This window comes from Epilithonimonas sp. (genome assembly GCF_036780765.1).
Taxonomy (GTDB): domain Bacteria; phylum Bacteroidota; class Bacteroidia; order Flavobacteriales; family Weeksellaceae; genus Epilithonimonas.
Window position 1 is genome coordinate 119306 of sequence record NZ_DAIQCG010000005.1, and the last position, 22864, is coordinate 142169.

23 protein-coding genes are annotated in these 22864 nt (G+C 33.6%); 14 read left to right on the forward strand and 9 right to left on the reverse strand.

The genetic code is table 11. From position 1 onward, the window contains the following. Positions 1 to 10 precede the first annotated feature (10 nt). Positions 11 to 1354 (reverse strand): AAA family ATPase, encoded by a 1344-nt coding sequence (locus V7P73_RS10200; RefSeq protein ID WP_333853268.1) that lies wholly within the window; start codon positions 1352 to 1354, stop codon positions 11 to 13. 87 nt (positions 1355 to 1441) lie between these two features. On the opposite strand from V7P73_RS10200, the gene V7P73_RS10205 reads away from it, so the two are divergent. The 6 genes from V7P73_RS10205 (at position 1442) to V7P73_RS10230 (ending at position 6753) form a co-directional block, all read left to right on the forward strand. Continuing rightward, positions 1442 to 2341, forward strand: a complete 900-nt coding sequence (locus V7P73_RS10205; protein ID WP_333853270.1) for an ABC transporter ATP-binding protein — start codon at positions 1442 to 1444, stop codon at positions 2339 to 2341. Continuing rightward, positions 2338 to 3183: an ABC transporter permease gene (locus V7P73_RS10210; protein ID WP_333853272.1), complete on the forward strand. Its 846-nt coding sequence runs from the start codon at positions 2338 to 2340 to the stop codon at positions 3181 to 3183. Before V7P73_RS10205 ends, V7P73_RS10210 begins: the two co-directional genes overlap by 4 nt. A 237-nt stretch (positions 3184 to 3420) precedes the next feature. Then, the gene (locus tag V7P73_RS10215) at positions 3421 to 4155 is read left to right on the forward strand and encodes a tetratricopeptide repeat protein (protein WP_333853274.1); all 735 of its coding nucleotides are present in this window, start codon (positions 3421 to 3423) and stop codon (positions 4153 to 4155) included. Then, the gene (locus V7P73_RS10220) at positions 4156 to 5892 is read left to right on the forward strand and encodes a BatD family protein (RefSeq protein WP_333853276.1); all 1737 of its coding nucleotides are present in this window, start codon (positions 4156 to 4158) and stop codon (positions 5890 to 5892) included. 51 nt (positions 5893 to 5943) lie between these two features. Then, positions 5944 to 6546: a MarC family protein gene (locus V7P73_RS10225; RefSeq protein WP_333853278.1), complete on the forward strand. Its 603-nt coding sequence runs from the start codon at positions 5944 to 5946 to the stop codon at positions 6544 to 6546. Between the two features lie 12 nt (positions 6547 to 6558). Continuing rightward, positions 6559 to 6753, forward strand: a complete 195-nt coding sequence (locus V7P73_RS10230) for a hypothetical protein (RefSeq protein WP_074233802.1) — start codon at positions 6559 to 6561, stop codon at positions 6751 to 6753. Positions 6754 to 6794: 41 nt separating this feature from the next. On the opposite strand, the gene V7P73_RS10235 is transcribed toward V7P73_RS10230, so the two are convergent. From V7P73_RS10235 to V7P73_RS10245, 3 genes are all read right to left on the reverse strand, one after another. Next, positions 6795 to 7034: a hypothetical protein gene (locus tag V7P73_RS10235; protein ID WP_333853281.1), complete on the reverse strand. Its 240-nt coding sequence runs from the start codon at positions 7032 to 7034 to the stop codon at positions 6795 to 6797. Positions 7035 to 7224: 190 nt separating this feature from the next. Next, the gene (locus tag V7P73_RS10240) at positions 7225 to 8982 is read right to left on the reverse strand and encodes an AMP-dependent synthetase/ligase (protein ID WP_333853283.1); all 1758 of its coding nucleotides are present in this window, start codon (positions 8980 to 8982) and stop codon (positions 7225 to 7227) included. A gap of 94 nt (positions 8983 to 9076) precedes the next feature. Beyond that, positions 9077 to 10846 carry an AMP-dependent synthetase/ligase gene (locus tag V7P73_RS10245; protein WP_333853285.1) on the reverse strand — a complete coding sequence of 590 codons (1770 nt, stop codon included), beginning with the start codon at positions 10844 to 10846 and terminating at the stop codon, positions 9077 to 9079. Positions 10847 to 10994: 148 nt separating this feature from the next. Here V7P73_RS10245 and V7P73_RS10250 point away from each other — a divergent pair, with 148 nt between their 5' ends. The 5 genes from V7P73_RS10250 to V7P73_RS10270 all read left to right on the forward strand — a co-directional run bounded on the left by V7P73_RS10250 (position 10995) and on the right by V7P73_RS10270 (position 13941). Continuing rightward, positions 10995 to 12137: an acyl-CoA dehydrogenase family protein gene (locus tag V7P73_RS10250; RefSeq protein ID WP_333853287.1), complete on the forward strand. Its 1143-nt coding sequence runs from the start codon at positions 10995 to 10997 to the stop codon at positions 12135 to 12137. Between the two features lie 113 nt (positions 12138 to 12250). After that, complete coding sequence (locus V7P73_RS10255) at positions 12251 to 12379, forward strand: helix-turn-helix domain-containing protein (RefSeq protein ID WP_333853289.1); 129 nt, start codon at positions 12251 to 12253, stop codon at positions 12377 to 12379. A gap of 5 nt (positions 12380 to 12384) precedes the next feature. After that, on the forward strand, positions 12385 to 12639 hold the full coding sequence (locus V7P73_RS10260) for a hypothetical protein (protein ID WP_333853291.1): 255 nt from the start codon (positions 12385 to 12387) through the stop codon (positions 12637 to 12639). Positions 12640 to 12821: 182 nt separating this feature from the next. Continuing rightward, positions 12822 to 13232, forward strand: a complete 411-nt coding sequence (locus tag V7P73_RS10265) for an Rrf2 family transcriptional regulator (RefSeq protein WP_333853293.1) — start codon at positions 12822 to 12824, stop codon at positions 13230 to 13232. Positions 13233 to 13287: 55 nt separating this feature from the next. Further along, complete coding sequence (locus V7P73_RS10270) at positions 13288 to 13941, forward strand: NAD(P)-dependent oxidoreductase (RefSeq protein WP_333853295.1); 654 nt, start codon at positions 13288 to 13290, stop codon at positions 13939 to 13941. 113 nt (positions 13942 to 14054) lie between these two features. Here V7P73_RS10270 and V7P73_RS10275 read toward each other — a convergent pair whose 3' ends face one another. The 4 genes from V7P73_RS10275 to V7P73_RS10290 all read right to left on the reverse strand — a co-directional run bounded on the left by V7P73_RS10275 (position 14055) and on the right by V7P73_RS10290 (position 18011). Next, complete coding sequence (locus tag V7P73_RS10275) at positions 14055 to 15398, reverse strand: alpha-amylase family glycosyl hydrolase (protein ID WP_333853297.1); 1344 nt, start codon at positions 15396 to 15398, stop codon at positions 14055 to 14057. A gap of 88 nt (positions 15399 to 15486) precedes the next feature. Then, entirely contained in the window at positions 15487 to 16068 is a 582-nt protein-coding gene (locus tag V7P73_RS10280) for an IS1096 element passenger TnpR family protein (protein ID WP_333853298.1), read from the reverse strand. Positions 16069 to 16202: 134 nt separating this feature from the next. After that, positions 16203 to 17291, reverse strand: a complete 1089-nt coding sequence (locus V7P73_RS10285) for a sensor histidine kinase (protein WP_333853300.1) — start codon at positions 17289 to 17291, stop codon at positions 16203 to 16205. A 42-nt stretch (positions 17292 to 17333) separates the two neighbouring features. Then, the gene (locus V7P73_RS10290; protein ID WP_333853302.1) at positions 17334 to 18011 is read right to left on the reverse strand and encodes a response regulator transcription factor; all 678 of its coding nucleotides are present in this window, start codon (positions 18009 to 18011) and stop codon (positions 17334 to 17336) included. Positions 18012 to 18217: 206 nt separating this feature from the next. Here V7P73_RS10290 and V7P73_RS10295 point away from each other — a divergent pair, with 206 nt between their 5' ends. After that, the gene (locus tag V7P73_RS10295) at positions 18218 to 19891 is read left to right on the forward strand and encodes a glutamine--tRNA ligase/YqeY domain fusion protein (RefSeq protein ID WP_333853304.1); all 1674 of its coding nucleotides are present in this window, start codon (positions 18218 to 18220) and stop codon (positions 19889 to 19891) included. A 78-nt stretch (positions 19892 to 19969) separates the two neighbouring features. On the opposite strand, the gene V7P73_RS10300 is transcribed toward V7P73_RS10295, so the two are convergent. Further along, positions 19970 to 20170: a DUF2945 domain-containing protein gene (locus V7P73_RS10300; protein WP_333853306.1), complete on the reverse strand. Its 201-nt coding sequence runs from the start codon at positions 20168 to 20170 to the stop codon at positions 19970 to 19972. A 205-nt stretch (positions 20171 to 20375) separates the two neighbouring features. Between V7P73_RS10300 and V7P73_RS10305 the strand changes: the two genes are divergently transcribed. Further along, the gene (locus tag V7P73_RS10305; protein WP_074233830.1) at positions 20376 to 20552 is read left to right on the forward strand and encodes a histone H1; all 177 of its coding nucleotides are present in this window, start codon (positions 20376 to 20378) and stop codon (positions 20550 to 20552) included. Between the two features lie 117 nt (positions 20553 to 20669). Then, positions 20670 to 22700, forward strand: a complete 2031-nt coding sequence (locus V7P73_RS10310; protein WP_333853308.1) for a TonB-dependent receptor — start codon at positions 20670 to 20672, stop codon at positions 22698 to 22700. The last annotated feature ends 164 nt before the right edge of the window (positions 22701 to 22864 follow it).

The window sequence follows — 22864 nt, forward strand, 5'->3', positions numbered from 1 at the left end:
TCAGGCTTTTTTATTCTTCATTGGGATGAAAACCTATTGTTCTCACAGGTTCTTCTTTTGTTTTGTAAACATCGAGTTCCTGTTTCAAATCTTCTATTCTGCCAGCAAAACGATCGTAAGCGTTATCTTCTGCTTCGGATAAAAATTGTTGTACATTGTTCAAATAATCACCAGTTAACTTGGAAGCAGATTCTTTTAAAGATGATTCTAAAATCCCTTGATTAATTTGTATGTTTTCAGTTTTGTTTTTCAAATATAAACTTCTGATTCTTTTCTTTAAACTTTGAGTGAAATCGACCAACATTGTATTAGAAAAAACTCTCATTTTTTCAGCAGTTTCTTGCCAGAATGGAATTTGATCCGCTTGATTGTTTTCTAAGATTTTTAACAAGATTGCGTCTTTACTCAAGTTTTTAGTCATATTGAATAACAGTATTTCCGCCCGCTCTTGTTTGTTTGGAGGGAAAATCGGAATCAAAACATCAAATCTTCCAGGCGCTAGAATCTCAGATTCTATCCCTTCTAATTCTTTTGCAGAACCAATCATCAAAAGGTTTTCTTTCTCAAATTTTTCGATGTAATGGAAAATGCTTTCTTTCACATCACTATATTCAGAACTAATAATTTGATTTTCTGATTGCTGTGTCATTATTTGATCAAAATTTTCAAGAAATAAAACAACGTTTTCTTTCTTAAGCATTTGAGTAAGATAATCATCAAAATTGGCTTTATAATTATTCAAACTCGATTTTAACTGTGATTGTCGGACTTCAAAAAAATCAAAATTAATCATCTCTGCAATCTTTTTTGCCCAGAAAATTTTACCACTTCCCGGAGGACCATAAACAACGATTCCTGCAGCTTTTTGTATTCCCCAATTTTTAGATTGTTCAGGATTGATGAATGGTTCCAGCATATCAGAAATGTAAAAGAACAAATCTCTATAACCAATGAAATCCCTTTGTTTAAGTTCTGTTTTGTTTCCAAAATAATTATAAACAAACTGATAATCGCCACCGAGTTGATTATCTATCCCAAAACTTGAAATAGACGATTTGTAAATTCCGTTATCAAAAATATTGGGTGATTGATATTGTATGATTTGTTCCACTTTTTCTGCAGGTTGATGTATCTTTTCAGCAATCTCGTCTGCTGTTTTTTCTTTACCTAAATCATCATCATATTTTTTTAGAAATTCTTGATTTTCTGTAGCGAATGTTTCAAAATTTTGGGTAATATTGAGATTCGGAGAAAGGCAATCTGAAATTTCAAGATTAAAATCCTGAATAAACTGTTTGATGCTTTCTTCGGATATATCTAGTTTTTTAGAAAACTCTGCAATGTTGTAAATCATTATTAATGTTTTCTGAAATTTAACAAAAACCATACAAAACTGAGTAACAATTAGTCTAATAATAAGACTATTCATAAAAATAAACAGATGGAAAAAATTCTGGAAGTAAAAAACTTAACCAAAAAATTCAAGCATATTGCTGTGAATAATATTTCCTTTGATGTAGAAAAAGGGAATGTTTATGGTCTTTTGGGACCGAATGGAAGTGGGAAATCTACCACTTTTGGGATGTTGCTTTCTACAATCAATCCAACTTCCGGTTCTTGGAAATGGTTTGGAAAAGAAGGAACAGATACAGATACGCTCAAAAAAATAGGTGCAATTATAGAGCAACCGAATTTTTATCCTTATCTCTCAGCTGAAAAAAATTTGGAGATTGTTGCAGCGATAAAAGGCGTTCCAAATAAAAGAATTGATGAAGTTCTGGAAACGGTTAATCTTTTGGCGAGAAAAAAAGATGCTTTCAAAACTTACTCCTTGGGGATGAAACAGCGTTTGTCGATTGCATCGGCTTTGTTGGCTAATCCGCATGTTTTGATTCTTGATGAACCTACAAATGGACTGGATCCGGAAGGAATTATCCAAATCCGTGATATCATCAATTCTATTGCAAAATCTGGAACTACAATTATTGTGGCAAGTCATCTTTTGGACGAAATCGAGAAAATTTGTTCACACGTGATTGTTCTAAAGCAAGGAACTGCAATCTATTCAGGTTCTGTAGATGCGATGAGTAATACGAAAGGTTTCTTTGAGTTAAAGGCTGAAAATACAGAATTACTAATATCAGCTTTAAATCAATTGAACATTTTCTCGAGTGTAAAAGAAAGAGAAAAATTGATAATTGCTCAGATCTCGGAAGATATTTCGGCATCAGAACTTAACAGAAAATTATTCGAAAAAGGGATTTCGTTATCTCATCTTCAGAAGAAAAAAGAAAGCCTTGAAACTCAATTCCTAGAACTTGTAAAACAAACCAACTCATGATAAGATTATTAAAATTAGAATATCTCAAGAATCTGAATTACAATCCATTCAGGATTTTTGCTGGATTATATTTCATCGTTTTGATTTTGCTTTTGTTCATCGGACTGGTAGATTTTGACTTGGCAGGATTGAAGGTTAATTTGAAAGAACAAGGGATGTATGATTTTCCTGGAATTTGGAATTTCACAACTTATATTGTCGGATTATTGAAAATATTTTTAGGCTGTATTATTGTTTTTTCCATTTGTCAGGAGTTCAGTAATAGAATGTTTAAACAGAATATTATTGATGGATTGAGTAGAGAAGAGTTTATAGGATCTAAATTATTGACGATTTTAGTTTTTACAGGATTTTCAACTTTATTGGTTTTTATCATTGCTTTTATTTTGGGTGAAAGTTATTCTTCAACACAAGAAAATGATTTGATTTTTAAAGAGATTTATTTCATTTTTAACTACTTTTTGAAGTTGTTTACATTTTTTTCCTTCTTGATGTTTTTATCCATATTATTTAGAAAATCAATATTTGTTTTTCTTGGGTTTTTTATGATTTGGATAGGAGAAGGCATTTTTTCAGGAATTGAAAAATTTGCAGTAATGAAGAATTTTGACCCAAAAGATAAAGCAACTATTACTATCAACAAAACTTATATTACTGATTTTTTACCATTAGAAAGTATGTCTAAGTTAATTCCAAATCCTTTGATTAGAACCAAAATGGCTGAGATGTTTGGGATGCAGTTTAAGTTTGAATATCCAATTGGAAGCCTTGTTGCTTGTATTATTTGGTCTGCAATTTTCATTGCAGGAAGTTATTGGATTCTCAAGAAAAAAGATTGGTAGAAATGACTTTAGTTAATTATTTTAAATATTTAATATATAATTTTTTATGGATTTTATTTAAAGTTAATTTAATATAAAAATAAAGCTATTATTCAGACGAATGATAGCTTTTTTGATTTTATTTGTAGATTTTTATCTACAAAAGCCCTTAAATAAAGCATTTTACGATTGTTTTTTTAACCCAACTTTAACTTTTAATGTATTGATTTTAACAATAAAACGGATAATTTTGCATCAATGGATTTTAGATTTGCCATCGTTGTATTAAGCCTGTTTCTTTCTTCTCAATTTTTAATTGCTCAGAAGAGTTATAATGCTTTGGTTTACGAAGGTAATAAGAGGTTTGATGCGAAAGAATATAATGCATCTTCCAGCAAATACTTAGAAGCAATCTCTGTGAAAAGTGGGAATTACACTGCGCATTATAATCTCGGAAATTCGCTTTTCAAAAGTAAAAAATACGAAGAAGCTACAGCTGAATATCAAAAAGCAGCTAAGCTGACAAAAAGCAAATTTGAGAAAGCTGCTGCCATTTATAACCAAGGGAATGTTCAGATGCAATCCAACAATCCGGAAAAAGCAGCTGAACTTTATAAGCAAGCCTTAAAACAAGATCCTTACAACGAAGCCATTCGAAAAAATTACGAAATCGCAATGTTGAAGGATAAAGAAAAAAAGAATAAACAAAAACAAGATCCTAAGAAAGGAAAAGGCGAGGGGAAAGATCAGAAAAATCAGGATCAGTCAGGAAAAGGAGATCAGAATAAAAATCAACAAAACGGACAAGGCGATAAGCAGAAAGGTGATAGTCAAGGAAAGCCTAATGATCCTAAAAAGCAAGAAAATAAAATACCTGAAGAAGCAGAAAAAATGATTTTGCGAGATATAGAAAATCGTGAAAGAGAAACTGCCCGAAGAATATTAAACAAAAAAGCCAATTCGATGCCACAAAGCAACGAAAAGGATTGGTAAATGATAAGAAAAAATTTATACATATTATTTCTTTTAGCATCGGCTTACTCCCTTGCTCAGGTTAATCTTTATTCTGAGGTTAATACACAGGACACGCGTGTTAATTCGCCTATTGCATTTACAATTGTTTTAGAAATTTTTGGAGAAGACCTGATTCAGGAAACGCCTGTCAAACTTCCAGACCTTACGAAATTTGATTATGCCATTTCTTCCGAACAAAATACTTTGATTGATCCTGTAAAAAAGATAAGAATCAATCAAATGGTTTATCAGTTTTCTCTTAGCCCAAAACAAACAGGAAATGTAAAAATTGGTTCGGCTCTTGTCAAAATCAATGGGAAAATGTATAAAACAGAACCGATTGATATTTTTGTGAAAGAAGCAGAAAAAAAACCTTTGGCGGCCAATAATCCTGCAAAAAGTATGTATTTGCAGATGCAGTTAGAGGAAAGAGAAGTTTATAAAGATGAACCTGTTGTAGCTGTTTTAAAAGCTTTTTCAAGGAATATTTCAAATTTCAGACACTTGGAACCAGCTAAGTTTGAAGTGGCTAGAAATCTTATGATTCGTTCTATTGCTAATTTTGATGAGTCAATAGAGGACACGGAAAATGATTACTCTTCTCAGGTTGTCGGGATGTTTGTGATTGTACCTAAAGTGGCTGGTGTTATGGATGTTCCTCCAGTTGAGATTCCTTTTGCAAATCATAAAAATACGCTCGTTTCTAACAAAGTCAAACTTAATGTAAAAAAATTACCGGAAGGCGCGCCAGAAAATTTCCATAATGCAGTCGGAAAATATGATGTGAAAATCGAAATGGTGGATAAAGGCAAAGAAAATTTTGAAATTAATAAAGCCTTTAACATTGCAGTAAAGGTAAGTGGTTGTGGAAATCTCTCTCCATCTATAGTTCCAAAAATTTTACCTTCTCCGGATTACGAAGTTTTTGAGCCAAAGATTATCAATAATTCTACTCCAACAACCAAAGGTATCGAAGGTGAAGTAGAAGCTCAATACGTTATTATTCCTAAAAAACGGGGTGATTTGAAAATCTTGACAGAGGACTTTTCGTATTTTGATCCAAAAGAAGAAAAGTATGTAGAAGTCGGTTCTAAAGTTTTAGTACTAAATGCTCTTACTGCACAAGATATTGCCAATGCAAAAACGACTTTGCAAAAAGTGAATGAATATACCAATGATGTTCTTGAGAAAGTAGACTCGCCGGTAATGGATACGAAAAAATTACAAGTGAAGGAACATAACAAACTGAACTGGTTAGGTATTCTGGGTAATCTTCTGATTATTGGTTTTGGTTCAATCGTATTTGTTTATTTCAACAAACGTCGCAAAGAGAAAAAGAAATTGGAACTTGAAAAGAAAAATGCTGTTTCGTTACCGATTGTTAATATTGAAGAAACAGAAGCTCTTTTGCGAAATAAAGATAAATTTGATTTAGATTCTTCAATTAATTATTTGACTAAAAAAATAAGTGATGAAAATCCATCTCAATTTTTTGATGCTTTTGAGGACCTTAAATCTGATGCAGACAAATATTGTAAAAACCATTATTCACATACGTTTTCTGAGCATTTGAAGTCTAATTTTGGTCTGAGTGATTATGAAAAATACAATCAATTAATCACAAAAGTCAACATCGAAAAATATTCTCCTTTCTCTTCCAAAGAAAAACAAACCGAAATCTTGAACGAAGTTATAGAGGTTTATAAATTACTTTAAGAAATTTTCAAAAATATTTTATATTTTTGCGAAATATTTAAAATTGAAGTTATGGAATTTTTAAATGAATTTTCTTTCAAAGAAACAATGACAGCTTTTATGGTTTTGTTTGCAGTTATTGACATTCTGGGTTCGGTTCCAATTATTGTTTCATTAAGACAAAAATTCGGGAAAATCGAATCAGAGAAGGCTGCGATTGTTGCTGGTTTACTGATGATCTCTTTTCTTTTTATCGGAAATAATATTTTGAAATTCATTGGAGTAGATGTCAATTCTTTTGCAATTGCGGGAGCTTTTGTAATCTTTATTATAGCAATTGAGATGATTTTGGGAATAGAAATTCATAAAACAAATCAACCTCAAGCAGCGTCCATTGTTCCAATTGCTTTTCCATTAATCGCTGGAGCAGGAACTTTGACTACAACTTTATCTTTAAGAGCAGAGTATCACGATATTAACATCATCTGCGGAATTGTCCTAAATACATTATTCGTTTATTTAGTTTTGAAGATGGCACCCTGGATAGAACGAAAAATGGGAGAAGGTTCTCTGCAAGTTTTGCAAAAAGTTTTCGGAATTGTCCTTTTGGCTATCTCTATTAAATTATTTACCGCTAACTTTGCGCAACTGTTTCAGAATTACATTCACTTTTAATAATATTGAAAAATGAAGACATTTTATAAAGTATTTTTAGTTCTTTTTATCCTTTTTGTTGGGATTAATTTTTATGCCATCGATTGGAGAGCTGGTTTTTTTGATGATGAAAATACAAAATTCATCTTCTCAATTTCCTCAGGAATTTTAGGTATTATCGTAGTTTACATTCTGCACAACTGGAGTAAGTTGGCAGAGAGAAAATAACAAAAAACGCTTCAGATTTCTGAAGCGTTTTTTTGTTTCTATTAATTCAAATCTTGAAGCGCATTTTTCAAAAACTGAATACTTGTCTTATTGATTTTTGATTGAGTTTGCGAATTATCCCATTGCGACAAAATCTCTTCCAAAACTTCATCTTCACATTCATATTTATCATCTTCATCAAACATCACAGCAGTTGCAAAATGAATCAATTCTTCTTTGCTAACTTCATCAGAGAGAAATCTTTCACAGATTTTTATCAATTCTAATCGGGTTATAATCATGTTTTGTTTTCAAATAATGACTACAAAGATAGACTTTTAGATTTTGAAAATTATTTTTAGGGCAGCTATTTCCGCCTTCCGCTCCCAAACCTAACGAAGAGGTTCGACTTAGTCAATCTTTTCACTTTACTCCGTTGTGTAAAAAGGATTTCCGCTCAAGTCGGGCTGCGAGCAATTCAATGTTCCTACATCATCTATCATAAAGCGTCTCATACAACTTAATAAAATGCTCTTTCACAGCTTTTCTTTTCAATTTTAGAGTAGGAGTGAGCAGTCCGTTATCTTCTGTCCAGATTTCGGGAGTTAATTCGATTTTTTTGACTTGTTCCCATTTTCCGAGATGTTGATTGATTTTCTCAATTTCCTTCTCGATTTCGGATTTTAAATCTTTGGAATTGGCAATATCTTCAAGAGAAGTTCCGACATTGATGTTATTTTTTGAAGCCCAAGTTTTGGCAAATTCAAAATCAGGTTGAACCAAAGCTGTTGGCATTTTTTCACCATCGCCAACAACCATAATTTGCTCAATGAATTGTGAAGCTTTTGCAAGATTTTCAATCACTTGAGGTGCAACATATTTTCCACCGGAAGTTTTGAACATTTCTTTTTTTCTGTCTGTAATGAAAAGAAAATTATCCTCATCCAAAATCCCAATATCTCCGGTTTTGAAATAACCATCTTCTGTAAAGATTTCTTTAGTTTTTTCTTCGTCTTTGTAATAACCTTGTGTTACAGTCGGACCTTTTACTGTAATTTCGCCATCTTCCTGGATTTTAACATCAATATTTTTGATCGGTCTTCCAACAGAACCGATTTTTGTAAATTCAAAACTGTTGACTGCAATTACCGGAGAAGTTTCGGTCAATCCATAACCTTCCAAAATCGGAATTCCTGCAGCATGAAACATCGTGTTCAATCGTTTTGATAATGCAGCTGAACCTGAAACCAACGTTATGAGATTTCCTCCCAAACCTTCTCTCCATTTGCTGAAAACGATTTTATCTGCAATAATATGAGCCAAAGATTTTGAACTTCCCAATTTATAGTTTTCAGCAACTTTCAAGGACCAAAGGAAAATTTTAGTTTTTATTCCGCCGGATTCTGTCCCTCTTTTATAAATCGCATCATAGACTTTTTCCACCATTCTCGGAACAACGGTCATATATTGCGGTTTTACCTCCTTTAGGTTTTCGCTTAGTTTCTCATTACTTTCAGCAAAATACATAGAAATCCCATTGGTTGTGAAAAGGTAAAGAATCATCCTTTCGTAAACGTGACAAAGCGGAAGAAAGCTCAAAGCTCTGTTTTTGGAATCCTTGTGCGGAATTCTATCTTCACAGCCAATCACATCAGAAACGATGTTTTTATGTGTCAACATTACGCCTTTCGGTTTTCCTGTCGTTCCAGAAGTATAAATAATAGAAGCTAAATCATCCTCAGAAATTGAATCTTTAATAGAATCAACCTCTTGCTGATTATCATTTTCTTTGCCTAAATCGAAAAGTTCCTTCCAATTTTTAGCATTATCAACTTTATCAAATGTAAAAATCTCCTGCAAATCGGGTAATTGATTTTTAACCGAATTGATTTTCTCAAACAATTTTGCATCAGAAACAATACAGATCTTCGAATCCGAATTTTCAAGATTATAAACACAATCTTCGCCAGAAATAGAAGGATAAATCGGAACGGTTACAACACCAATTTGCAAAGCAGCTTGGTCAAAAAAACACCATTCAACTCTGTTGTTGGAAGAAGTTATGGCAATTTTATCTCCTCTCTTGAGGCCGTATTTTAGTAAAGCTCTTGATAATTGATTGGTAATTTTGATATAGTCATCCGTTGAGATTTTCTCCCATTTCCCGTTTCTTTTGTCGCAGATAAAATCATTTTTTTCGAAATTAGCTTTCGAATAATAAGGAATATCAAAGATTCTTTTTACTTCCATTTTCTGATACGATTTTTTAAACTATCGTTTAACGCAAATATAAATAAATATGGAAAACCCACAGAAAAAAAGCTATCCATAGGATAGCTTTAGTTTATTCTTTGTACATTCTGTCGTATAAATCTTGGAATTCTGCTTTAATAGCTTTTCTTTTCAGTTTAAGCGTCGGCGTCAAGAGTCCATCATCTATTGTCCATACTTTCGGAGTCAATTCAATCTTTTTGATTTGTTCCCATTTTCCAAGATGAGCATTGATTTTCTCGATCTCTTGTTCAATTCTTGATTTCACAGCAGGATTGGCTGCAATTTCTTTATGGGAATCTGAGATTTTTACATTATGAAGTTCTGCCCAATGTTTAGCAAAGACAAAATCTGGTTGTACAAAAGCACAAGGCATTTTTTCACCATCGCCAACTACCATTATTTGTTCAATGAATTTTGAAGCTTTTGCCAGATTTTCAATAACTTGTGGAGCAACAAATTTCCCACCGGAAGTTTTGAACATCTCTTTCTTTCTATCGGTAATGAAAAGAAAATTATCCTCATCAATCATTCCGATATCACCAGTTTTGAAATAACCATCATCTGTAAAAGCTTCCTTGGTTTTTTCCTCATCTTTATAATAAGATTTGAAAACCGAAGGGCCTTTTACAACAATTTCCCCATCAGATTCTATTCGGACTGTTACATTTTCCAACGGAATACCGACAGAACCGGCTTTCACTTTTCCAAAACTGTTTACCGAAATTACTGGTGAAGTTTCCGTCAAACCATAACCTTCCAAAATAGGAATGCCGGCAGCGTGGAACATATTGTTCAAACGCTTAGATAAAGCCGCAGAACCAGAAACCAAAGTAATCAAATTGCCACCTAAACCTTCTCTCCATTTTTTGAAGACCAATTTGTCCGCAATCGTGTGCATAAAAGATTTTGGTTGTCCAATTTCATATTTCTCAGCAATGCCTAATGACCAAAGGAAAATTTTGGACTTCAGTCCGCCAGCAGCAGTTCCTTTGTTGTAGATAGAATCGTAAACTTTTTCCACCAATCTTGGAACAACCGTCATATATTGCGGACGAACTTCTTTAACATTGTCTCCAATTTTCTCGATACTTTCGGCGAAATAAATAGAAATCCCATTGCTTAGATAGAGATAGAAAATCATCCTTTCGAAAACGTGGCAAATTGGTAGGAAACTGAGCGCTTTCAGTTCTTTGTAATCTATGCTTTTATCTTTTGGGATTCTTGGTGTGCTTGCGGTGACATTCGCAACCAAATTATTGTGGGTTAACTGAACACCTTTTGGTTTTCCAGTTGTTCCAGAGGTGTAAATAATCGTCGCCAAATCCTCCGGATTGATTGCTTTGGAAAGGTCATCAACTTCAATTTGAGTTGATTCATTCTCGCCAAGGTCAAGAATTTCGTTCCAGTTTGGAGCACCATCGATTTCGTCAAATGTAAAAACGCCAACCAATGAAGGGATTTCGGGTTTTATATTGGCTAACTTTTTATATAGATCAGAATCAGAAACAAAGCAATATTTAATTTCAGAATTATTGAAAATATAAACATAATCTTCCTCAGAAATCGTTGGATAAACTGGAACTGTAACTACGCCTATTTGCGAAATTCCCAAATCCATAACTGCCCACTCTGTTCTGTTATTGGACGTTATGAGTCCAATTTTGTCTCCGGGTTTTATACCCAATTTTAAAAGTCCGCGAGATATTTTATTACCCTGATTGACAAATTCTGCAGTGGATGTTTTTGTCCATTTGCCATTTTTCTTCGTGACAAGACAATCTTCATTAGGAAATTTTTCCAAAGCCTGTGTTGAAAAGTCAAATATTCTTTTAATATTCATAAAATATCTTTATTAATATATTATTAAAATTAAGTTTACATTAGCGTAAATATAATTTTTTTTTCTAAGATAACAAAATCTTGCATTTGTCTTTGAATTTTTGCTAAAAAGTTTATATTTACGAACGAAAAATATAATAAAAAACTTTATGGATTTCAATCTTACAGAAGAACAACAGATGATACAACAGGCCGCAAGAGATTTTGCCAATGCAGAACTTTTGGAAGGTGTTATAGAAAGAGATAATGAACAAAAATTTCCTTACGATGCTGTCAAAAAGATGGGTGAAATGGGTTTTTTGGGAATGATGATTGACCCAAAATATGGCGGTGCTGGCTTGGATAGCACTTCTTATGTTTTAGCGATGGAAGAAATTGCAAAAATTGATGCATCTGCTGCCGTTGTAATGTCCGTTAATAACTCTTTGGTTTGTGCAGGTTTGGAAAAATTCTGTAATGAGGAGCAAAAAATGAAATATCTAAAGCCATTGGCAAGCGGTGAAGTGATTGGAGCGTTCGCATTATCTGAGCCGGAAGCTGGTTCTGATGCAACTTCCCAATCCACAACGGCTGAAGATAAAGGAGATTATTATTTGTTGAATGGAACAAAAAACTGGATTACTAATGGAGGGAATGCGACTTATTATATCGTAATTGCACAAACTCATCCAGAGAAAAAACATAAAGGAATTAATGCTTTTATTGTTGAGAAAGGGTGGGAAGGTTTTGTTGTTGGAAAGAAAGAAGATAAACTAGGAATTCGTGGAAGTGATACACATTCTTTGATGTTCACTGATGTGAAAGTTCCTAAAGAAAATAGAATTGGAGAAGATGGTTTCGGTTTTGCTTTTGCGATGGCTGTTTTGAACGGTGGTAGAATTGGGATTGCTTCTCAGGCTTTAGGAATTGCTTCTGGAGCTTATGAATTGTCTTTGAAATATGCTAAAGAAAGAAAATCTTTCGGAACAGAAATCATCAATCACCAGGCAATTGCATTCAAATTGGCGGATATGCACGTGAACATTATGGCGGCGAGAATGTTGATTTACAAGGCTGCTGCTGAAAAAGATGAAGGTAAAGATATCTCAGAAAGTGGTGCAATGGCGAAATTATACGCTTCTCAGGTAGCGATGGATACAACTGTAGAAGCGGTCCAAATCCACGGAGGTTATGGTTATGTGAAAGAATATCACGTTGAAAGAATGATGCGTGATGCAAAAATTACTCAAATCTATGAAGGAACTTCAGAGATTCAAAAGATCGTGATTTCCAGAGCGATATCTAAGAAATAATAAATTATTTTTTATTAAATAAAATTTCAAACCTTCCAATTTTGGAAGGTTTTTTATTAAAATATGATTCAATTCATTTGAATATGTAAATTTGCCTTCGATTATTAAATTAAATGTCGGAATTAAAGAAAATAAGGGAAAAACAAAATCTAACTCAGGAAGAATTGGCTGAAAAGTCGGGACTTTCTGTCAGAACCATTCAACGTATCGAAGCAGGAATAGACCAAAAGGTTATACTTTGAAAACTTTGGCTTCAAGTCTCGATATTTCTCAAAATGATTTATTGACTCCAATTATTCCGATAGAAGAATCTGGTGTAAAAAATCCAATTTTTGAAGAATCTGTTTTAAAAATAGAAAATGAGCCCATAGAAAATTGGACTTTTATCAAAATTATCAATCTTTCTTCGCTTCCCTTGTGTTGGTTTCCGGTTGCCAATTTTCTACCGCCTTTATTGATTATGCTGATTTCAAACAAATCATTTCGCTTCAAATCATTTTAGCTGTTCTTGCTCCAATTATTTTTAGTTTATCGTCACCTTATCAAAAAATATCTAGGGGATAAAGGCGATAAAATCATTGAAATTCAAACGAAATAAAATCAAAACAAATTAATTACAGTTAATAAAATTAAATTGTAATTAATTTTGTTACAATTAAATTTTATTTCTAACTTTGCACTGTTATGAACAACACAAGATTTGCAACCGCGATACATATTTTGACACTTCTTGCGAAAGATTCGCAAGAATGGCTGACATCTGATTGGATTGCCGGAAGCGTGAATGTAAATCCTGTGATTGTCCGTAAAGAATTAATTAACCTCAAAAAATCTGGCTTAATAGAAAGCCGACAAGGAAAAGTAGGAGGTGTGAGAATTGCGAAAAATCCTGAACAAATCAACATTTCAGAGATCTATGAATCGGTAAAAAATACAGAAGTTCTTGGTAAAAGAAATCAAAATCCGAATCCGATTTGTAATGTTGGAAAAGATATCAACAAAAATCTTGGTATTTTATTTGGCGAAACAGAGGATTTGGTTTCACAGTTTTTGAAGGGCAAGAAATTGTCAGATTTTACCAATCAATTCAGTTAAAATTTTTTGACTTAAAATGTAACAAAATATATTACAATTATTAAAATTTAAAATTATGAGCAAAACAGTAACAGTAATCGGAGCAACAGGCTTCGTAGGAAAACAAGTCGTAAACGAATTATCAAATAGAGGTTATGCTGTAAACGCCATCGCAAGAGACAGTTCAAAGGTTGAATTGAAAGATAATGTAACTGCAACAAGCGCAGATGTGAACAATGTAGAAGAATTAGCAAAAGTTTTGGAAGGAAGTGATGCTGTAATCAATACTTTCAACGCAGGTTGGACCAACCCGAATCTTTATGATGATTTCTTAAATGGTTCAAGAAACATCGAAAAAGCAGTTGAAAAATCAGGTGTTAAGAGATTTATTACCGTTGGTGGTGCAGGAAGTTTGTTCATCGATGGGAATCAATTGGTAGACGGTCCAGATTTCCCAGCTGATATCAAACCAGGCGCAACTGCAGCAAGAGATTACCTAAACGAAATCAAAAAGAACGAAACATTAGACTGGACATTCTTTTCTCCAGCAATCGAAATGCATCCCGGAACGGCTGGTGTGAGAGTTGGAACTTACAGAACTGCTTTGGAAAATCCGGTTTTTAACGAAGAGGGAAGAAGTATTCTTTCTGTCGAAGATGTTGCTGTGGCTTTGGTTGACGAGTTGGAACAAAACAAATTCGTTAAACAACGTTTCACTGCGGCTTATTAATATTAGTAATTCTTAATAAAAATCCCTTCAAAGTTATATGCTCTGAAGGGATTTATTATTTGTCAAAATGAAATATGTATCATCTAACCGTTTATTTTCTAAAGTCTAAAAAACTATTTCTCGTAGACCAAATAACCATACGCAGGAATACTCACATCAGAACCTTTGATTAATTCAGCTTTACTATTTGTGAAAACATTCTTATAACTTCCCACCGAATTATCATCTTCAAGTTTAAAATTAACAGCATCTTTTGATGTGTTAATCAAAACCAAAACTTCACGTTCTCCGTTTTTTCTTAGATAAGCAAGAACTTTGTCGTTAGAAGTTGTGTTGATCCAATAAGTTGTTACTGCTGGGTCGCCACCTCTAAGTGCTGGATTTTCAGATTTAAGATTCAATAAAGTTTTATAGAAATCTTCCAATTCATATTTTCCATTCCAAGGGATTGGGTCTTTTTCGAAGAATTCCAAACGTTTCGCTTTCATTGGTAATTCCTGTCCCGAATAGAGTAGAGGAACGCCATTCCAAGTCGCGGAAAAGACAGCTAAAGCTGGCGCAAAATCTCCATATTTTTCATATTCAGTTCCGTTCCAAGAGTTTTCGTCGTGGTTTGTAGTAAACCAGGCTCTCATTGAGTTATCTCCAATTTTAGAGTATTGCTCTAAAAGATTTTTCAAATCAGAAAGCGGTAGGTTTTTCTTGTAAAAATCTTCGGAAAGGTGCATCCATTTCCAGCTATAACTCGCATCGAAAACTTTCCCATAATCTGGACTTTCCAACTCATCAAATTCGCCTAAGAAGAAAAGAGGTTTCAGTTTTTCCACTTCTGGTCTTGCCTGTTGCCAAAAATCAACTTCTACCCAGCTTGCCAAATCGCAACGGAAACCATCGATATTAGTTTCCTTTACCCAATACTTCATCGCATCAATCATTGCCAGACGCATTTCTTTGTTGGTATAATCCAATTCGATAATGTCGTCCATTCCGCTCGCTTTGTGGAAACTTCCGTCAGCGTCTTTTAGAAACCATTCAGGATGAGATTTTGTCCAAACGTGATCCCAACCAGTATGATTCGCTACCCAGTCGATAATCACTTTGAATCCTATTTTATGAGCTTCATCTACCAAATGTTTGAAGTTATCCAAAGTCCCAAATTCAGGATTGATGCTTGTATAATCGTAGGCAGCGTATGGACTTCCCAAACTTCCTTTTTTGTTCTGCTGAGCAATTGGCGTAATTGGCATAAACCACAATGTTTTAACGCCCATTTTTTTCAGTCTCGGAAGTTCTTTTTCAAATGCTGCAAAAGTACCTTCTTGGGTGTATTGTCTAACATTAACTTCGTAGATATTGGTCGTGCGTTTCCATTCTTGTGGGTTTTCCATAGTTTGATTTTGGGTTTTACAGGATAATAATAATGCGGCAAGTGCCGAAAGAAGAAGCAGTTTTTTCATTGCTAAATTTTTAAAGTCTGTTCTGTAAAAGTACTGAAAATAAAAAAGTCCGAAAAATTCGGACTTGTTAATATTTTATAAAAGTTTTTTAATCTTCGTCGTCTTCTTCGAAAACATCATTGTATCCATTTTCTTCATCATCGTTAAAATCGTCCTCCTCATCTTCGAAACTTGTTTCATTGAACTCTGATTCGAAGTCTCCAAAATCTTCATCCATAAATGGCAGGGCAGAGTTTTTGCTTTTTCCGTTGGAAGAACCTGTTTTGCTAGGCGCTTTCAAAGGAACATTACCAAATCTGTAAACCGTAATAGGATAGTTAACTGCTGGTTTTTCATCTACAATCTCCAACAATTCACAGAAAAACTCCCAAAGTTCTATGAACCCGTATTGGAATCTCATTTTCTGTCCAACAGCAGGGAATCCTTCCGGCAAATAGATGTCAGACATGATTTCACCATCGCCATCATCGCTCATATCTTCCAGAGGAACTGCATTTCCTTCATTCCATTCGTCATCAGAAAAATAAAAAGAAGACAACTCTTCCCCAGGCAAATTGAAAGCACTTTTTATACCTAGATGCAGATTCCAAAGTGTTTGTTTTTCTTTGACTTCTATGTCTCGGAAGATTGTCTCTTTGGCGTCTAGAATTACTCTAATTTTATAAACCATTTCGTTTTACTTTAAACTTTATTTTTGTCTTGATTAATGATGCAAATATAAAACAAATGAGATTTGAGAAAAGTTTCTGAGAAATTTTTTTTCAAAAAAGATTTTTATAAATTCCCAGCTTTCAGATTCATTTATTAATCAACAATCGCAGCTTTTGCTTTTTTGATTTTTTCTAAAGAAGGCTTTGCTAGTTTGAATTTGAACTTAGTTCCGGAAAGATAAGCGCTTTCTACGCTAATCGTTTGTTTATGGGCTTCCAGAATGTGTTTTACGATGGCTAGACCTAGTCCGGAACCGCCTTCTTTTCTGTTTCTACTAGACTCTATGCGATAGAATCTTTCGAAAATTCTTGGCAGATTTTCAGGCTTTATTCCCATCCCGTTATCCTCGATAGAGATGTGGATGCTCTTGGTTCCTTCTCTGGTAGAAACGATGATTTGAGCCTCTTCTCGGTTAGCATATTTTACAGCATTCGAAATAAGATTAATCAAAACCTGCGAAATTCTCTGCTTGTCTGCGTAAACTAAAAGTTGAGATTGCGTCGTTTGCAATTGCATTGTCATAGAATGTCTTTCGGCTTCCATTTCCAACAAATCAAAAACTTCCTGAATCAAATGATTGATATCAAAATTGCTGTACTTCAAAGCGATTTGACCCGACTCGAAACGGTTAATCATATCGAGGTCTTTTACAATATTCAAAAGCCTTTCTACAGATTTATCAATTCTTTCCAAATATTTGTCTCGGATATTGAGGTCTTCAACACCACCATCACGAAGAGTTTCGATGTAACCTTGCATAGAGAATAATGGCGTTTTCAGTTCGTGAGAAACGTTACCGATATATTCTCTTCGGTAATTTTCCATTTCCTTCATCATATCGATTTCTGCATTTTTCTGATTCATCTCGTGGACTTTTTCGCCCAATTCCTTGAATCCGATATCTGTATCAAAATCGTGAATGATATCTTCCGGGAGAATGTTGGTGATTCTCCTAATCTGGTTTTTACTGTAAAAGCTGAAAAGAAATTCCAGAACAAAATAGTTCAGCACGAAAACGAACCATAATGTGAAAATCAAAAAATAGTTGAAATCTTTGGTCTTGAAATAAATATCATCTGTATAAATCTCAAAAAGTAAGACAACACTTCCCACCACAGCTACTAAAAGGAAAGATGCTGCAACAGATAACCAATTGATTTTTACCGAATTTCTTATTCTCATTTCAAAAAAAAGATTTTCTTTTTAGAAAATCTTAAATTATTGTTAAACTACTAATTTATAACCTATTCCTTTGAGTGTCTGGATGGTATTGATTCCCAGTTTTTCTCGTAATCGCCTGATGTGAACGTCTATAGTTCTTTCACCTACAATCACATCGTTGCCCCAAACTTTTTCCAGAATCTCTTCTCTTTTGAAGACTTTGTCTGTGTTAGAAGCCAAAAGATAAAGCAAATCGAACTCCTTTTTCGGAAGTAAAAACTCCTCTTTTCCTTTAGTAACTTTGAAGTTATCTTTATCGATGATTAAATCGCCTAGTTCTATATAATTGGAGTTTTCCTGAGAATTAGCTCCCATTTGCAATAATGCAGCAACTTTAGATACTAAGATTTTTGGTTTGATTAATTTTACAATATAATCGTTTGCGCCAGCTTGGTAACCTGCCAATTGTGAAAATTCTTCACTTCTTGCAGATAAAAATACAATAAGAGTTCTCTGTAATTCCTTGATTTTACGAAGATCCTGACAAGTTTCTATTCCGTCTTTTTCTGGCATCATAACATCTAAAAGTATAAGATCTGGCAATATTTCTTTAGCTTTTTCTATTCCTTCGTTCCCATTACTAGCGGTAAAAACCTGATAACCTTCTTTTTCCAAATTATAAGAGATGATTTCCAAGATGTCCTGCTCATCATCAATTAAAAGGATTTTTTTACGATTCATTTCGATTTATTAAGTATCCCAAAATTAAAAAAAAATGAACTCTATATCACTAAATGTTTAAAGTTCACACAAATTTAACATTTATAAAATAAATAATTGATGTTTTGAAATCATTTTTGATAAGAATAATTCTATGCTTTAATTAGAATTTATAGGTTTCATTTTTGAGGAAATTAAGTTAAATTTGCACCTCACGTTTCAGAATTATGGAAGAAGAAGAAAAAAAAACACTCAATTTTATTGAGCAAATTATAGAAGATGATTTGAAAAATGGCTTGGATACGTCCAAATTGCGTTTCAGATTTCCGCCGGAACCAAACGGTTATCTTCACATTGGTCATACAAAAGCAATCTGTATCAACTTCGGTTTGGGGCAAAAGTACAATGCGCCTGTAAACCTTCGTTTTGATGATACCAATCCCGCAAAAGAAGAGCAGGAATTCGTTGATTCTATCAAAGCAGATATCGATTGGTTAGGTTTCAAATACGATCAGGAATTATATACTTCAGATTATTTTGAACAATTATATGTTTGGGCTGTTGAATTAATTAAGCAAGGAAAAGCTTATGTAGATGAACAATCTTCCGAAGATATCACGGCACAAAGAAAAAATCCTTTTGAGGAAGGAATCAATTCGCCTTTCAGAGATCGTCCCATTGAAGAAAGTCTTGAGCTTTTTGAGAAAATGAAAAATGGCGAATTCGAAGAAGGAGCGATGAGTTTGCGTGCAAAAATAGATATGGCTTCTCCGAATATGAATATGCGTGACCCTGTGATGTATAGGATTTTGAAAAAACCGCACCACAGAACGGGTGAAAAATGGAAGATTTATCCAATGTACGATTGGGCACACGGAGAGTCTGATTATATTGAGCAAATTTCACATTCATTATGTTCATTAGAATTTGAAAACCATCGTCCACTTTACGAATGGTATCTTGACCAAGTTTATGATAATGAAAGCATAATGCCCAAGCAGAGAGAATTTGCAAGGATGAACGTTTCTTATATGGTAACCTCTAAAAGGAAGCTTCAAAGATTAGTTCAGGAAGGTGTAACAACTGGTTGGGACGATCCAAGAATGCCGACTATCTCTGGATTGAGAAGAAAAGGTTACACGCCAACAGCTATCAAAAACTTCATCGAAAGAGTTGGTGTTGCAAAGAGAGAAAATTTGATTGATATCCAGTTGTTGGAGTTTTCTGTGAGAGAAGATCTTAACAAAGTTGCGACTCGCGTAATGGCGGTTGTAAATCCTGTGAAATTAATCATCGAAAATTATCCAGAAGATAAAGAAGAATGGTTGGATACTGAGAATAATCCTGAGGATGAAAATGCTGGAACACGACAAGTGCCTTTCTCAAGAGAAGTTTATATCGAAAGAGAAGATTTCAAAGAAGAAGCGGATAAGAAATTTTTCCGTTTAAAATTAGGCGGAGAAGTTCGTTTGAAAGCGGGATACATTATCAAAGCGGAGAGAGTAGAGAAAGATGCTGATGGCGAAATCACTACAATCTATGCGACTTATGAAGAAGATTCTAAATCCGGAAGCGGAACCGAGGCAAGTCTTAGAAAAGTAAAAGGAACGCTTCATTGGGTTTCTGCGAAACACGCTTTGCCAATCGAAATCAGAACTTATGAAAGATTGTTTACAACGGAACAACCAGACGCTGTGAAAGAAGTCGATTTTATGGAATTCATCAATCCTCAGTCATTGAACGTCTCTCACGGTTTTGCAGAACCAAGTTTGAAAGATGCGACATTGGACGACCATTTCCAGTTCCAAAGGATTGGTTATTATATGAAGGACAGAGATTCTTCTGATAAGACTTTGGTTTTCAACAGAACGGTTACGCTGAAAGATGGTTATAAACCTTAATTAAGTAAAAAAAATATTAAACAAAAATCAGTCTTTTGGCTGATTTTTTTGTTTTTGTAACAAGTGAATTTGACTGTTCTATAACTTTTTCAAAGCAGAAGTTTTGTGAATGGCTGTTTTTCCGGTTTTTTCACTCATCACTTCGTATGGAGGATTCTCTTCAGAAGCTATTCTTTGTGTGTTCATAAACATAAAATCCTTGGTATGAATATTCGTAATGATACCGTAGGTTTCTCCATACTGAAAATTCCATTTTACGTTGTCTCCTTTTTTATACATAACACATAATAATTTAAAATCGATTAACAAAAATTATACAAATCCGATTTTGCCCGATTTTTAAATGAAGTATTAGGCCCAGTGAAAAAATATCATTAGAATCAATAAAATTAAGCCTAAAATCAATGAAAAAATCACTAATCATAGTTGTCGAATGCGCCAAACTATTATATTTGCACCTTATTTAATACATATACTTACTACTATGAAAGAACTAATCGAAAAGATTAATGCTGAATTTGAAGCTTTCAGCAAAGAGGCAGAACAACAAGCTGAAAAAGGAAACAAAGCAGCTGGAACAAGAGCAAGAAAATCAGCTTTGGAGTTGAGCAAACTTTTCAAAGATTTCCGTAAAGTTTCTGTTGAAGAATCAAAGAAATAATCTTTACCAAAAAATATCCCTGTTTATGACAGGGATTTTTTTTCACTTAATTCAAATTTATTTTGAGTTATCTTTTATAAATTAAGAAAAAGTATAGTTTTTGCTTAGTCCTTTGCAATGAAAAAAATTTACTTACTTTTTCCTTTACTTACAACTTCAATTTTATATTCTCAAGTAAGAGATTCAACAAATCTGATTTCTGAAGTTAAAATTGACGCTTATAAAAAACCAACGACTTACGTCTCTTCTACAAAATCTGTTGCTGTAATTTCCGAAAATCTTCTCAACCAAAATCCACCAGAACGGATGTTGGAATCTATCAACCAAATTCCGGGTGCAAGGATGGAAGAACGCTCGCCGGGAAGTTATCGGATTTCACTTCGTGGAAGTCCTTTAAGATCACCTTTTGGTGTTCGCAATGTGAAGGTTTATCTTGACGATTTTATTTTGTCTGATGCTTCTGGAAATACTTATTTCAACGTTATTTCTCCAGCTTTAATCCGCCGGATGGAAGTTTTTAAAGGTCCAGAAGGTGGCGATTATGGTGCGATGACAGGCGGAACTTTGCTTCTCAAAACCAATAATCTGGATAACTTATCAGCTAACCTATCCATTGGAAGCTATGGCACATTCAACCAAAATATTGACTTTTCTAAACAATTGAGGAAGCATTTTTTTGAGGTTTTCCAAAATTATTATCAAACCGATTCTTACAGAGAACAATCCAAAGTCCAGCGAAAAGAGTTTTTTGTTAAGGATAATTACCAATACTCCAAGCAAGGGATTTTGAAAATGATGTTGTTGTATTCGGATTTGGATTATCAAACGCCTGGCGGATTGACTTTGGAGCAGATGCAAAATAACAGAAAGCAAGCGAGGCCTTCCACAGCCACAGTCCCAGGTTCGAAGGAACAAAGAGCAGGAATCCAAAATAAAATGATTTTGGCAGGATTGTCCAATTATTATCAATTTAGTCCCAATTTTTCCCATTTTATTTTGGTTCAAGGTTCTTATGTGGATTTTGAAAATCCCTTCATTACCAACTTCGAAAACCGATTTGAAAAGAATTTTGCGCTAAGAACACATTTCAATTATGAGAAAAATTGGAGTCTAATTTCGTTAGCTTACAGACTGGGATTCGAAGGTGGAATTAATGATATTTTTGTTAAGAATTTTGATAATAATAGAGGAGTAGAGGACAGTCCTCAGGATTTTGACAAAATCAAAAATACGTCGGGATTCTATTTTCTTTCTCAAAAATTGAATATTGATGAAAAGTTATTTACGGATGTTTCTATAAGTTTAAATTCCAATTCTTACGATTGGCAAAGGCTTTATCCGGAAACAGAATATGGAAATGTAAAATTCAAAAATCAGTTATTACCTAATTTTGGAGTTACCTATATTTTGGATCAAGGTTTTTCTGTGCGAGGAAAAATTGGAAAAGGGAATTCTGCACCGACTAATGAAGAAATCCGCTCATCAACACAGAAATTCAATGCCAATCTTAATCCGGAGTATGGTTGGAATAAAGAAATTGGAATTAGAAAACAGTTTGGAAATTTTCTATTTTTGGAAGGCAGTTATTTTGATTTTCGAATGAAAGATGCTATTGTGAGAAGGCAAAATGAAGCTGGACAAGAATATTTTGTGAATGCAGGAGAAACTGCTCAAAAAGGTTTTGAAGTTTTGTTGGAATCCAAAAGTTTTGATTTGAAAAATGATTTTTTCAGCCGTTTTGGATTTCGTTTTTCAGGAAGTTTTTACAATTTCAAATTTCATAATTATAAACAAAATGAGCAGGATTTTTCTGGTAATGATTTAACGGGCGTCCCGAAAACAACTATTAATTCACTTGTCAATTTTACTTTTTTCAAAAAATTGTCTGTTGATTATACCCATTTCTACAATTCAAAATTACCGCTTAATGATGCTAATTCTGTTTGGTCTGAGCCTAGTTTAGTTGGAAATATTCAATTCAGATTTCCTTTACAAGCCGATAAAACCAAGTTTAATCTCAGTCTTATGATTCAGAATTTATATAATACAGATTATGTTTTAGGTTTTGATATCAATGCTTTTGGAAATCGGTATTATAATCCTGCAGCCAAAAGAAACTTTATCTTGGGTGTTGAGACTCATTTTTAAATGATTGAGATTGTGCTTAAATTTTTGATAAAGGCTAAAAAAATCTATAGTTATGAGATCCAATGTTTTGTTGTATTTTTTTTCATTTATATTATTTTGAACGCCAAGAAATTTTCATACGCGAATAGATTTACAATAATAACAGTAATAATAAAAAAGCACAG